Here is a 12,827-nt window from a genome sequence, read left to right as displayed (position 1 = left end):
CCACCCGGCACCTGCTCCACGATCCGCGCGAGGTCGTCCTCGGTGACCTCCGCCAGCGTGACCATGTCCGGCGTCAGCACGCTCGCGCCGGCCGGAATCCGGTTCTCCGGCACCACGAACGCCTGACCCGCCTCGACGGCCGCGAGCCCGGCCACCGTCGGCGCCTGGAACAGCGCCCGCACGGACACCTGCAGGCCACGGGAACGCAGCTGCTCCACCAGCGTCACGGCCAGCAGGGAGTGCCCGCCGAGTTCGAAGAAGTTGTCGTCGATGCCGACCCGCTCCAGCCCGAGGACCTCGGCGAAGGCCTCGCACAGGAGGGTCTCCTCGGGCGTCCGGGGAGCGCGGTAGGAGGCCTCCAACTCGGCGGTGCGGTCCGGGGCCGGCAGGGCCCGGCGGTCCAGCTTGCCGTTGACGGTCAGCGGCAACGCCTCCAGCAGCACGACCGCGGACGGGACCATGTAGTCGGGCAGCACGGCGGCCAGGGCGGCCTTGACCTCGGCCGGGTCCACCTCGGCACCGGCGCCCGGAACGGCGTAGGCGGTCAGCCGCTTGTCCCCGGGGACGTCCTCACGGACGACCACCACGCCCTGGGCGATACCGGGCCGGGCGAGCAGCACCGACTCGATCTCGCCCAGCTCGATCCGGTACCCGCGCACCTTCACCTGGTCGTCGGTCCGGCCCAGGTACTCCAACGCCCCGTCCGCACGCCACCGCGCCAGGTCGCCCGTACGGTACATCCGCTCGCCCTCGGCCCCGAACGGGCAGGCCACGAACCGCTCCGCCGTCAGGTCCGGGCGCCCCAGGTAACCGCGCGCCAGCTGCACGCCCGCGATGTACAGCTCGCCCGCCGCACCCACCGGCACCGGCCGCAGCCCGGAATCCAGCACGTACGCCCGGGTGTTCCACATCGGCCGGCCGATCGGCACGACCTCCGACCCGTCCAGCTCCTCCGGCAGCAGGAAGTCGGTACAGCCGACCGTCGCCTCCGTCGGACCGTAGTGGTCCACCACCGCGACACCCGGATGACGTTCCCGCCACTGCGCCACCGCCGCCGCCTGGACGGCCTCGCCGCCCACCATCAGCCGACCGGACGGACTCACCACGTCACCCAGCGAGTCCAGCACCGCCAACGCGCTCGGCGTCACCTTCATGAACGACGGACGACGACCGCCCAACACCCCCGGCAGGGCGTCGTCCAGCGCCGCGACGACCACCTCGCCACCGCACACCAACGCCCCGTACAGCCCCGTCACACCCGCGTCGAAGGACACCGACGCGTGCAGCACCGTCAGCCCCCCGACCTCCGGGTACGCCTCCACACAACGGACCACGTAGTTCACCAGGCCCGCCTGTGTCACCACCACACCCTTCGGCCGACCCGTCGACCCCGAGGTGTAGATGACGTACGCCGGACTCTGCGGGCCGTGCCCGGCACGCACCGGATCCGACACCGGCAGCACGTTCAGCGCCTCGGCGGTCTCCACGGCGTCCAGCTCGATCCGCCGCACCCCGGCCTCGGCACCCAGGCCCAGCCCGGCCGTCGCGCCGGAGGTGACCAGCACCGACGGCCGGGCGTCCGCCACCGTCGCCGCCAGCCGCTCGACCGGGTACTCCGGGTCCAGCGGCAGGTACGCCGCCCCCGCCTTCCCCACCGCGAGCAGCGACACCACCAGCTCGGTCGAGCGCGGCAGGCACACCGCGACCAGGTCCTCCGGCCCGACACCACCCTCGACCAGCAGCTGCGCCAACCGGTTCGCCCGCTCGTTCAACTCCCCGTACGTCAGCCCCCCGGCCGCGTCCGACACCGCCACCGCACCCGGCGTCCGGGCCGCCTGAGCCTCGAACAGCTCCGGCAGCGTCACCGCCGGCACCCCACGCGCCGTGTCGTTCCACCCCCGCAGCACCAGCTCCCGCTCCGCCTCGCCCAACACCTCGATCCGGCGGAGCGGGGTGTCGGCGGGGGCGGCGGCCATCGCCAGCAGGGTGGTGCGGAAGAGCGCCACCTTGGCGCGGTTGGTGTCGTCGCTGTAGAGCTCGGGGTTGACGTCCGAGGCGATGCCGATCAGACCGTCGGAGGAGTTGTCGTAGAGCGACAGCGAGAAGTCGTTGAAGTGCCCGCCGCCCAGCGGCTTCAGCCGGACCGAGCAGTCGCCGAAGGCGAGGTCGTAGTCGAACGGCATGGCGCTCATGACCAGGCTGAACAGGTTGCCGCGGCCGACCAGCCCGAGGTCCCGGAGGATGTCCTCGTAGCGGTACCGCTGGTGGCGCAGCGCGGTCCGGATCGCGGTCCCGACCCGGCGGACGAGCTGCTGGAGGGTGAGGTCGTCCGACACGGCGACCCGGATCGGCAGCATGTTCGCCGCCATGCCGGGGACGTCGAGCTCCTGGCGGCTCCGGCCGAGGACGGGGACGCCGATGACGACGTCCTCGACGCCGGTCAGGCGGTGGAAGTAGAGCACCGAGGCGGCGATGGCGAGGCCGGAGACGGTGGTCCGCAGACCGCGCGCGGCCGCCCGCAGGTGCGCGGAGGTCTCGGCGTCGACGGTCTCGGCGTGCCGGGCCAGGGTGTGCGGAGTGCCGACGGGCGGCCGGCCGCCGCTGAGGCTGGGCACGTCCGGGCGGTCGGCCAGGGTCTCGGCCCAGTACGCGCGGTCCTCGGCGAAGCTCGCCGAGGCACGGTACTCGAGGTCCTTGTCCAGCAGGGTGTCCAGCGGCACCGTCAGCGGCTCGGGCACCGGGCCGCCGGCCGCGAGGGCGGTGTAGTGCGCGGCCACCCGCGCGGCGACGATGGCCCCGCTGAAGCCGTCGGCGGCGATGTGGTGGCCGCGCTGGTACCAGAGGTGGCGGTCGGCGGCGACGCGGAACAGGGCGTAGGTGAAGAGGCGGTCGCGGTCCAGCCGCATCGGCCGGGCCAGGTCGGCGCGCATCCAGGCCTCGGCGGCGGCGACCGGGTCGTCCTCGGCACTGACGTCGAAGGTGTGCAGCGGCCAGTCGTCCGAGACGGCCACGTACTGGCGCAGCGAGGTGCCCGATCCGGTGAAGCGCACGTGGAGGGGTTCGACCCGTCCGGTGACCTCCCGCACGGCCCGCTCGAACAGCCGCGGGTCCAGGTCCCCTTCGATCTCCAGGCACTGGGCCACGCTGTAGACGGGGTTGTCCGGGTCGAGTTGCTGAGCGTTCCAGATGCCTCGCTGCGCGGCAGAGAGTTCCTTGTACGCGACGCCGACTTCTGACGTGCTCATACCACTCCATCGTCCCGTTGAGAGCGTGCTTTTCCACGCGTGCGTGCGAGCAGGGCTGGGGGGTCGTTCGCCACCGAACGGGGCCCTCCGGCCGAAAGGCCGCCCGAGGGCAGGCGGAAGCCTCGGCCGGGCCCCGCGGAACACGGCGCGGCCGGGGCGGCGGAACCGTGCGGACGGTCGGCGGCTCGGGGCACGACCGGGCCGGGCGACGGCAGCGGCAACGCCAACGGCGGTTCCGGGCAGGCCGATCCGCCCCCCTCGGGGGACCCGGAACCACGGAAATGCCGGGCGGCGGTCAAGGCCCGTCCGCCGCCGGATCAAGCCTGGCGCGGACCGGCCGACGCGTCAGTGAAGCGCCGGCGAAAAAAGTGTGGAGAAAATGGCGTCCATTGACGCAGGACCCCCCCGGTAAGGAATGGGTCGGCGGCCCCGTCCGCGAATCGCAGGGCGCTCTTCAGTACATCGGGCAGGACGCTCCCCGCCGGAAAACTCACACATCACTTTCCCCCGTATTGCCGACACTTCGCCACGCGGCGCACTCATGATGGACCATGCGCGGCGATCCCCGCTCCCGCGCCCCGGACGACGGACCCGGCCAACGTCCGAAGGGCTTCTGAGCAGGCGTCAGGACAGTAAAGTGGATCACGGCGGAAGCCTGCAATGTGATCCCGGTCACAGGAAAAGTGGGATTGCGACGTCTATGCTGGTCACTCGCAAGCACGTTGAACTTGCTTGTCGCACAGTCGGGGGACAACGGGGTATGATGAAGAATTTCCAGAACATTACAGCAGGGCGCACAGCAGTCCTTCTTTTCGGGGTCACACCCCGCTGACGCCTGTCCTGAACATGCCATAACAACTCGGGCCACTTCCATCGGAAGGTCGTCTCCGAGGCGTTTTCCAGGCCGTCATTTCCCTTTTCCCGGATATCGGCGCCGCGGTTGTCGCGCGTCGCACTTCGGCGTACCCGGCACGGACCGGCGCGCGCCGGAAAAGGGCTGAACACGCATGCCCCCGACCGTGTGGCAGGGGCCGGTCCGCGGTGTCCGCGGACGGGTGCGCCCACGGCGGGGACGCCGTTCATCACGAAAGGAACGCACCCTCGTGGATCCTGCTTGTACCTACCTGCTCGTGTGCGCCGGCTGCGACTGGCGGAGTTCCGACGACGGGCTCTGCCTGAGCTGCCCGCGATGCGGGGACGACACCCTGCTGCGCACCGAGTACACGGCACAGCGGTTCACCGTCACGCCGGAGCGGTCCGGCGTCTTCCGCTACGACTGGCTCCCGGTCCGACGCGAGGTCGAGGGCTCCCACCGGCCGGCCGTCTACCGGAGCGAGGGGCTCGGGAAGGCGCTCGGCCTGACCGACCTGTGGATCTCCTTCAGCGGCTACTGGCCCGAGCGGGGCTGCCGCATGACGTCCGGTTCCTTCAAGGAGCTGGAGGCCTTCACGGTGCTGGGGCGCACCCCCGAGCAGGCCGGGGTGATGGTCATCGCCTCGGCGGGCAACACCGCGGCGGCCTTCGCCGCCGCCGGGAGCGAGGGCGTCCCCCGGCTGCTGGTGGTCCCGAGCCGGGCGCTCCCGACCGTGGCCGCCGCCGACGGGGGGTCGGCCGACGTCCAGGTGGTGGCGCTCGAGGACGCCACCTACAACGACGCGATCGACTTCAGCCGGAAGCTGATCGCCGCCGGCCCCGGGTTCTTCGCCGAGGGCGGCGTCCGCAACGTCGGCCGCCGCGACGGTCTGGGCGTGGTCGCGCTGGCCGCCTTCGAGGAGATGGGCGCGCTCCCCGACGTCTACGTGCAGGCGGTGGGCAGCGGCGCCGGCGCGATCGCCGTCCACGAGGCCGCCGGGCGCATCCTCGCCTCCGGCTCGGCCGACGGGCAGTCGGCGCCGCGCATGCTGCTGTGCCAGAACGCGGAGTTCGCCCCGCTGAGCCGGGCCTGGCGGGAGCAGCCTGACGACCAGTCAAGCACCGGGGCGCCGCTCGACCTCTACGCCCCGGAGCTGGCCAACGCGACGCCGCCCTACCTCGTCGGCGGCGGGGTCCGGGACGTCCTGCGCGCCACCTCCGGCGACATGCTGGTGGCCGGCCGCGCGGAGGCGGAGGCGGCCCGGGCGATGTTCGAGGAGCTGGAGGGGATCGACATCGAGCCGGCGGCCGCGGTCGCCGTGGCGGCGCTGTGCGGCGCCGTCCGGGACGGGCGGATCACGCCCGACACGACCTGCCTGCTCAACGTGACGGGCGGCGGGCGTCAGCGACTGAACGCCGACGCGCCGGCCGCCGAGCCGCGGGGGTGGCTGGTCTCGCGGGGAGACTCCCCCGACGAGGTCGCGGCCAGGGTGCTGGACGCCTTCGCGACCGGCCGCCGGCCGCGCACCGTCGCCGCCGTGCGCTGAGCCGCACCCACCGCGAACCGAGCCGCACCCCCGCGCCGAGCCGCACCGGGGCGCACCGGGGCGCACCACGGCGAACCGAGCCGCACCGCCGGCGCCAAGACGAACCGTCAGAAGGGAAGTGGGACCGTTGGGCAACCGCACCGAGGCAGGCTCGCCCCTGTCGCTCGACGTCCGGGACCTGCACGAATCGCTGGGCTCGCCGGTGAGCGCGTCGATGAACTTTCTCAACGAGGTGGCCCAGGACTACCCGGACGCGGTGTCCTTCGCCGCGGGCCGGCCGTTCGAGGGCTACTTCGACCTCGACGACGTCCACCGCCACCTGGAGGTCTACCGCCGGTACCTCTCCGAGCGGTTCGACGGCGACGAGGCGAAGGTCCGGCGCACCGTGCTCCAGTACGGCCGCACCAAGGGCGTGATCCACGAGCTGGTCGCGGCCCACCTCGCCGTCGACGAGGGCATCGAGGCGGACCCGGAGTCCGTCGTGGTCACCGTGGGCTGCCAGGAGGCGCTCTACCTGACCCTGCGGGCGCTGCGCGCCACCCCCGAGGACGTGCTGCTGGCGGTGACCCCGAGCTACGTCGGGGTGCACGGCGCGGCCCAGCTCGTCGACATGCCGCTGCTCCCGGTCCGGGAGTCCGCGACCGGCGTCGACCTGGACCACCTCGCCGCCGTGGTGCGGGAGGCCCGGGCGGCGGGCCGGCGGCCGCGCGCGCTCTACCTGGTACCGGACTTCGCCAACCCGGGCGGGGTGCGGATGAGCCGGGAGGACCGGCTGCGGACGCTGCGGGCCGCCGCGGAGCTCGACCTCCTGGTGCTGGAGGACAACCCGTACGGCCTGCTCGGCGACCCCGACGGCCCGCCGACCATGAAGGCCCTCGACACCGACGGGCGGGTCGTCTACCTCGGCTCGTTCGCCAAGACCGGGCTCCCCGGCGCCCGGGTCGGCTACGTCGTCGCGGACCAGCCGGTCACCGGGCCGCGGGGCGGGGCCGGCCTGCTGGCCGACAAGCTGGCGAAGATCAAGAGCATGACGACGGTGAACACCTCGCCGATCGCCCAGGCCGTCATCGCCGGCAAGCTGCTGGAGCACGGGCACAGCCTGCGGGCGGCCAACGCGCGCGAGCGGGAGACGTACCGCGCGAACCTCCGGCTGATGCTGGAGGGCCTGGCCGCCCGGTTCGGCGACGGGCAGGTGCCCGGGGTCTCCTGGAACACCCCGAGCGGCGGCTTCTTCCTGCTGCTCACCGTGCCGTTCGCGGCGAGCGACGAACTGCTGGAGCTCAGCGCCGGGAAGCACCGGGTGCTGTGGACGCCGCTGCACCACTTCTACGCGGACTCCGAGCCGCGCCGCGTGATGCGGCTGTCCTTCAGCCACCTGCTCCCGGCGGAGATCGACGAGGGGCTGGACCGGCTGGCCGGCTTCGTCCGGGAACAGGCCGCGGCCGCCGCGCGGTAGGGCCACCCGCGAGCCGGACCGCAAGCCCGCCCCAAGCCCGCCCGCGCCGCGGGCACCCGGGTGCCATCGAGACCGAGGCTGAGAGGAAAGACGTGCGCCCAGCACAGCAGTGGTTGCGAGTAGTGAAACCGTCGGCGGACCCCCGCACCCGGATCGTCTGCTTCCCGCACGCGGGCGGCGCGGCGAGCTTCTACCAGGGGTGGGGCCCGTTCGTCCCCGACGACGTGGAGCTGCGCGCGGTGCGCTACCCCGGGCGGGAGGACCGGCTGCTCGACCCGCTCGCCCGGACGATGGAGGAGCTGGTGGCGCCGGCCGTCGCGGAGTGCCTCCCGCTGCTGGACCGGCCGCTGGCGCTCTTCGGCCACAGCATGGGCGCGTCGGTCGCCTTCGAGGTCGCCCGCCGGCTGCAGGAGGAGCACGGCGCCCGGGTCGCCGCCCTGTTCGTCTCCGGCCGCTCCGGCCCCGGGCGGGAGAGCCTCCCGGAGCAGTCGTACGCGACCGCGCCCGACCACGAACTCGTCAGCCACCTCAAGGAGTTGGGCGGCAGCGAGACGGCCGCGCTGGACCACCCGGACCTGCTGGAGCTGGTGCTCCCGGCCGTCCGGGCCGACTACCGGATCGTGGAGGAGTACCGGGCCGATCCCGCCGGTGCCGTCCTGGACGCCCCCGTCGTCGCCTACTACGGGGACGCCGACGAGGACGTGGACGCCGGGTCGGCGGCCGCGTGGGCGCCGGTGACCCGGGCCTCCTTCACCGCACGCTCCTTCGAGGGCGGGCACTTCTACCTCTCCGACCACCGGGCCGCCCTGCTGCGGGACCTGCTCTCCCGGCTCGGCCTCGCGGCCTCCCGCTGACCCCGGACGGCCGCGCCCCCGCGACTCCCTGACCACCACCGCAGAATCACCACCACCGCTAAGGAAACGACAGTGACGAACCCGTTCGAGAACAACAACGCCCCCTACCTGGTGCTGCGCAACGCGGAGGGGCAGCACTCGCTGTGGCCCGCCTCCGTCGAGGTGCCGGCCGGCTGGGACACCGTGTTCGGCGAGGCCGGCCGCCAGGAGTGCCTGGACTACGTCGAGGGCAACTGGACCGACATGCGCCCGAACAGCCTGATCCAGGCCATGGCCGCCAACTGACCTGCGGCGTACGCCCGTTCCCCGCCCGGGGCGGCCGGCCCCGGGCGGGCCGCGGCACCCCACCCAAGCCTCCGCGACCGGCGCCACCGCCCCGCGCCGGCGGAGCCCAGCGACACTTCCAAGGAGAGAATCACGTGAACGGGTCCGCGGTCTACGGAAGCCTCGGCATCGAGTACGTCGAGCTGTACGTGGACGACATCGAGGCCGGCACGGCCACCTGGACCGGGCAGTACGCGTTCCACGTGGTCGCCCCGCAGGTGGCGACCGGAGCGGGCCTGCGGAGCGTCGCCCTGGCCCAGGGGGACATCACCCTCGTCCTCACCGAGAGCCGGGACGCTCGGCACCCGGCCGGCGCGTACACCGCGCGGCACGGCGACGGGGTGGCCGACATCGCCCTGCGGGTGCCCGACGTGGCCGCCGCCTTCGCCGAGGCCACCCGGCGCGGCGGGCGGGCGGTGGCCGCCCCGGCGCCGCACCCGGCGGGCGGCACCACCGCGACCGTCGGCGGCTTCGGCGACGTCGTGCACACCTTCGTCCCGGAGGCCCCGGAAGCCCCGGAGGGCGTCCCCGCGTCGCCCGTCCTGCCGCACGGCCTGGTCGTCGACCCGGCCGCGCTGGCCGCCGCCCGCACCGTCGCGCCGCCCGTCGGCCTCCAGCGGATCGACCACTTCGCCGTCGTGGTGCCCGCCGGCGAACTCCGGTCGACCGTCGACCACTACAACGGGGTGCTGGGCTTCGCCACCATCTTCGAGGAGCGCATCGCCACCGGCACCCAGGCGATGGACTCCAAGGTCGTCCAGAGCGCCTCGGGCACGGTGACCTTCACCGTCATCGAGCCCGACACCACCGCCGACCCCGGGCAGATCGACGACTTCCTCACCCGGCACGGCGGCGCCGGCGTGCAGCACATCGCCTTCTCGGTGGAGGACGCCGTCGGCTCCGTCGCCGCCCTGTCCGAGCGCGGGGTGCGGTTCCTGACCACCCCCGGCTCGTACTACGACCTCCTCGGCAAGCGCCTGACCCCGAAGAACCACCCGCTGGAGGACCTTCGCCGGTGGAACCTGCTGGTGGACGAGGACCACGCCGGCCAGCTGTTCCAGATCTTCACCCGCTCCGCCCACCCCCGGCGCACCCTCTTCTTCGAGGTCATCGAGCGCCTGGGCGCGGAGACCTTCGGCAGCTCCAACATCAAGGCGCTGTACGAGGCCGTCGAGCTGGACCGGGCGAAGCAGGGCGGTGCCGCGCAGTGACCACCGCCACCCCGCCCGTCCCGCCGCTGCGCGACGAGCCCGCCGCCCGGTGGCAGCGCGAACCCGCCTGCCTCCAGGACCTGGAGCGGGCCGCCGCCGCGGTGCTCCCGCCGGACATCTGGGACTTCGTCACCGGCGGCAGCGGCACCGAGTCCTCGGTGCGCGCCAACCTCGCCTCCTTCGAGCAGCTCCACCTGGTGCCGCGGGTGCTGCGGGACGTCGCCGACTGCGCCACCACCGCCCCGCTGCTGGGCCGGGACGCCGCGGCCCCGGTCGCCGTCGCCCCGATGGCCTACCACCGGCTGGTGCACCCGGACGGCGAACTGGCCGTGGCCCGCGCGGCCCGGGACGCCGGGGTCCCGTTCGTCACCGGCACCCTGAGCAGCTACCCACTGGAGGAGATCGCCGCCCAGGGCGGCCGGCTCTGGCTCCAGCTGTACTGGCTCAACGACGAGGCCCGGCTGTTCGACCTCGTCGACCGGGCCGAGGCGGCCGGCTGCGAGGCGCTGATGCTGACCGTGGACCTGCCCTGGATGGGGCGCCGGCTGCGCGACGTGCGCAACCAGTTCTCCCTCCCGCTGGACGTCCAGGCCGCCCACCTCGGCGACGGCTCGGCCTCCCGGGCGCACGACCAGGCGTCCCGGACGTCCGCGGTGGCGGAGCACACCAGGGCCTTCATGACCGCCTCGCTCTCCTGGCGGCACATCGAACGGCTCCGCGAGCGCACCGGGCTGCGGATCGTCCTCAAGGGCGTCCTCGACCCGCGCGACGCCCGGCAGGCGGCCGACCAGGGGGTCGACGCGATCGTCGTCTCCAACCACGGCGGACGCCAACTCGACGGCGCGGTACCGCCGATGGCGGTGCTCCCGGAGGTCCGGGACGCCGTCGACGGCCGCTGCGAGGTCCTGGTCGACGGCGGGGTGCGCACCGGCAGCGACATCGTCAAGGCCCTGGCGCTCGGCGCCGGCGGCGTCCTGGTCGGCCGCCCGGTGTTCTGGGGGCTCGCCACCGGCGGCCAGGCCGGGGTCGGCGGCGTCCTGCGGATGCTGACCGAGGAGCTGCGGGACGCGCTCGGACTGGCCGGCTGCGACTCGGTCGAGGCCGCCCGGGCCCTGCGCGTGGTCACCTCCGCGCCCCTGCGGACGGTGTCCGCGCCGTACCCGCAACCCCGGGAGTAGCAGCAGCTCCCACCCACCCGACGCTCCGGGCGCCGCCGACCTGAGGACCGTTCCCATGGATATTGCGCTCCCGTTCCCCTCCCTCCCCGCCCACCCGTACGACCGAGTCCCGGCCGGCGGCCGGCGGGCCGCGCCGCTGCACCTGCTGCGCCGGCCCGCCACCGCCGAGGGCTTCGCCCTGGACACCACCGCGCCGGAGGAGCAGCACTTCGTCCTGTCGGCCGAACTCCCGGACGCCCACGAGCTGTTCACCGACGGCCCGGGCGCCTTCCACGACGTGCTGTTCCCGGCGGAGACGATGCACCAGGCGGCGCACTTCATCGCCCAGCAGTACTTCCGGGTGCCGGCCGACCGGCCCGAGGCCTTCGCCTCCAGCAGCGTCGACGTCCTGGACCTCTCGCCGTGGCGGCGCACCGGGCGGGCCGCCCACCTCGCCATGGAGCTCACCCTGACCCCGGGCGACGTGGTCAACGGCGTCCCGCGCGGCCTGGAGTGCGTGGCCCGGGTGGCCATCGACGGGGTGAACTGCGGGCTCAACCGGACCCGGCTGGTGTTCGTCATGCCCGGGGTGCACCGCAGCCACCGCGCCCGGGGCCGGCGCGAGAGCCTGACCGACAGCTGCCCGGCGGCCCCGCCCGGTGCGGCCGGGGCGCTGCGCCCGGCCCGGGTCGGCCGGAGCGACCCGCGCAACGTGCTGGTCGGTCCGCCGCTGCGGGTCCTCGACGGGGAGTTCCTGCTGCCGGTCGACCCGGCGCCGGAGCACGAGGTCTTCCGCGCGGCCGCCGACGGCCCGATCCCCGGCTCGCTGTTCCTCGAGGCCTCCCGGCAGGCGTCCCTGCTGGTGGCCGCCGAACTGCACGGCTTCGAGCCCGGCCACGCCGTGCTGACGCACTGGCGGACCTCCTACCGCGGCCTCGGGGACACCGACCTGCCGCTCACCTGCACCGTCTCCTCCCGCCGTCCCACCCGGGACGCGGCCGGCCGGCCGGTCGCCCGGATGCGGGTCGTCTTCAGCCAGGGCAGCCGGGTCGTCGCCAGTGCCTCCGCCTCCCTCCTGCAGGACTGCTGAACCGGGCCAATCGAAAGGAGCTTGTGATGCGCTTCCGGATCCTGGGGCCGGTCTCGCTCTCCCCCCGCACGCCGTCCGCCGCCAAGCCGCGCGCGCTGCTCGCGACCCTGCTGGTGCGCGCCGGGGAGGTCATCTCCTCGGACAGCCTGATCGACGAGCTCTGGGGGACCGAACCGCCCCGCACCGCGACCACCACCCTCCAGGTCTACATCTCCCAGCTGCGCAAGCTGCTGGCCGAGGGCCGCCCCCCCGGGCGGGAGACCGAGGACCTGCTGCTCACCCGCCCCCCGGGGTACCTGCTGCGGGTGCCCGAGGAGGACTTCGACCTGGCCCGCTTCGAGACGCTGCGGGTGGCCGGCCGCACCTCCTACGAGCAGGGCGACTTCGCCGCCGCCTCCCGGCAGCTGCACGAGGCGCTGGCGGTGTGGACCGGCCCGGCGCTGTCCGGCGTGCCGCACGGCGTGCGCCTGGAGAGCACCGCCATCCGGCTGGACGAGCTGCGGATGGAGTCGCTGGAGCAGCGGATCCGGGCGGACCTGCGGCTCGGCCACCACCGGGAGCTCACCGGGGAGTTGATGGCGCTGGCCACCGAGCACCCGCTGCGCGAGGCGCTGCACGGCCACCTGATGGTGGCGCTGTACCGCACCGGCCGCCAGTCGGACGCCCTGCGGATCTACGCGCGGCTGCGCCGCTCGCTGGTCGAGGAACTCGGTGTGGAGCCCGGGCGACCGCTCCAGCGCCTCCAGGAGCGGATCCTGCACTCGGACCCGTCGCTCGACTGGCGGCCGACCGGGCCGGCCGCTCCGCCCGCCCCGTCCTCCGCCGGGCCGCTGCGGGGGCTGCCCGGCGGGGCGCCGGGGTTCATCGGCCGCCACGAGGAGACCGCCTCGGCCGAGCGGATGCTGCGCGGCGAGGCCGGCCGGCCGCCGGTGCGGCTGGTGGCCGTGGCCGGGCGGGCCGGGGTGGGCAAGACGGCGTTCGCGGTGCGGCTGGCCCGGGAGGTCGCGGACGCCTTCCCGGGCCGGTGTCGGCCTGGACAACGTGGACGTCGCCGCCGCCACCAAGGCCGGCGTGATGGTCGTCAACGCCCC

The 12,827-nt window shown here is 74.2% G+C and carries 8 protein-coding genes and 2 pseudogenes; 9 read left to right on the top strand and 1 reads right to left on the bottom strand.

Going from position 1 to position 12,827, the window contains the following annotated elements; translation table 11 throughout:
- Positions 1 to 3,245, bottom strand: a 3,245-nt coding sequence (locus ABZW03_RS26490; RefSeq protein WP_355263151.1) for an amino acid adenylation domain-containing protein, incomplete at its 3' end; no start/stop codon positions are given.
- A 1,103-nt stretch (positions 3,246 to 4,348) separates the two neighbouring features.
- Here ABZW03_RS26490 and ABZW03_RS26485 point away from each other — a divergent pair.
- From ABZW03_RS26485 to ABZW03_RS26445, 9 genes and pseudogenes are all read left to right on the top strand, one after another.
- Positions 4,349 to 5,644 (top strand): cysteate synthase, encoded by a 1,296-nt coding sequence (locus ABZW03_RS26485; protein ID WP_355263148.1) that lies wholly within the window; start codon positions 4,349 to 4,351, stop codon positions 5,642 to 5,644.
- A gap of 214 nt (positions 5,645 to 5,858) precedes the next feature.
- The gene (locus ABZW03_RS26480; protein WP_355263154.1) at positions 5,859 to 7,100 is read left to right on the top strand and encodes a PLP-dependent aminotransferase family protein; all 1,242 of its coding nucleotides are present in this window, start codon (positions 5,859 to 5,861) and stop codon (positions 7,098 to 7,100) included.
- A gap of 122 nt (positions 7,101 to 7,222) precedes the next feature.
- Entirely contained in the window at positions 7,223 to 7,954 is a 732-nt protein-coding gene (locus ABZW03_RS26475; RefSeq protein WP_355263145.1) for a thioesterase domain-containing protein, read from the top strand.
- A 72-nt stretch (positions 7,955 to 8,026) separates the two neighbouring features.
- On the top strand, positions 8,027 to 8,239 hold the full coding sequence (locus ABZW03_RS26470) for an MbtH family protein (RefSeq protein ID WP_355263142.1): 213 nt from the start codon (positions 8,027 to 8,029) through the stop codon (positions 8,237 to 8,239).
- A 134-nt stretch (positions 8,240 to 8,373) separates the two neighbouring features.
- Positions 8,374 to 9,489, top strand: coding sequence for a 4-hydroxyphenylpyruvate dioxygenase (gene hppD / locus ABZW03_RS26465; protein ID WP_355263139.1), 1,116 nt, complete (start codon positions 8,374 to 8,376; stop codon positions 9,487 to 9,489).
- Positions 9,486 to 10,667 carry an alpha-hydroxy acid oxidase gene (locus tag ABZW03_RS26460; protein WP_355263137.1) on the top strand — a complete coding sequence of 394 codons (1,182 nt, stop codon included), beginning with the start codon at positions 9,486 to 9,488 and terminating at the stop codon, positions 10,665 to 10,667. The genes hppD and ABZW03_RS26460 overlap by 4 nt, the downstream gene beginning before the upstream one ends.
- Before the next feature lie 55 nt (positions 10,668 to 10,722).
- Positions 10,723 to 11,736, top strand: a complete 1,014-nt coding sequence (locus tag ABZW03_RS26455; RefSeq protein ID WP_355263135.1) for an AfsA-related hotdog domain-containing protein — start codon at positions 10,723 to 10,725, stop codon at positions 11,734 to 11,736.
- 26 nt (positions 11,737 to 11,762) lie between these two features.
- Positions 11,763 to 12,482 (top strand): annotated as a pseudogene (locus ABZW03_RS26450) (AfsR/SARP family transcriptional regulator); the annotation flags it as partial.
- 228 nt (positions 12,483 to 12,710) lie between these two features.
- Positions 12,711 to 12,827, top strand: a pseudogene (locus ABZW03_RS26445) (hypothetical protein); the annotation flags it as partial.

The sequence above is a fragment of the Kitasatospora sp. NPDC004799 genome (assembly GCF_040609095.1).
Lineage (GTDB): Bacteria > Actinomycetota > Actinomycetes > Streptomycetales > Streptomycetaceae > Kitasatospora.
This window is presented reverse-complemented; position numbering and strand designations above follow the sequence as displayed.

Coding starts and splice junctions, on each gene's coding strand:
- ABZW03_RS26480 (WP_355263154.1), top strand. CDS start 5,859: ATGAACTTTCTCAACGAGGTGGCCCAGGACTACCCGGACGCGGTGTCC.
- ABZW03_RS26455 (WP_355263135.1), top strand. CDS start 10,723: ATGGATATTGCGCTCCCGTTCCCCTCCCTCCCCGCCCACCCGTACGAC.